Raw genomic sequence first — 408 nt, forward strand, 5'->3', positions numbered from 1 at the left:
AAGTGTCCGACGGGATTCTCCAGCACCTTGGCGCCGCCTGAAAGGCTCGTCGTTTCAGGTACTTGGCCAGATTGTCCTATCTGCCGGACAGGTTTATCCGAAGCAAAGATCCGGTCGGTGCCGTACCCTGCCGGCAGTGCCGGCTCAGGTGTCGCCCTGTCCGTCATCCTCGCCTTCCTGGATGCGGGCGAGCCGGGCCATGGCACCGTGGGCGGCGTCGATCCGGGCGGTGTAGCGGCCGGGCATGCGCGGGTCGCGCCAGCCGCCCTCGGCCTGGAGGTCGAGCACGCTGGCGCCGCTGCGGCGCAGGTCCTGGGCGGCGCCGACCCGGGTCGAGTGGCCGGACAGCCCGGCCACGGCTTCCGGGTCGAGTCCGGCTTCGGTGCCGAGGCGCTTGAGGATGACCGG

At 70.6% G+C, this 408-nt stretch carries 1 protein-coding gene; it reads right to left on the bottom strand.

Going from position 1 to position 408, the window contains the following annotated elements:
• Nucleotides 1-144: 144 nt before the first annotated feature.
• Nucleotides 145-408: tyrosine-type recombinase/integrase (locus tag N826_RS39290; RefSeq protein WP_044438127.1), on the bottom strand; the 264-nt coding region annotated here is incomplete at its 5' end.

The organism is Skermanella aerolata KACC 11604 (assembly GCF_000936425.1).
Taxonomy (GTDB): domain Bacteria; phylum Pseudomonadota; class Alphaproteobacteria; order Azospirillales; family Azospirillaceae; genus Skermanella; species Skermanella aerolata.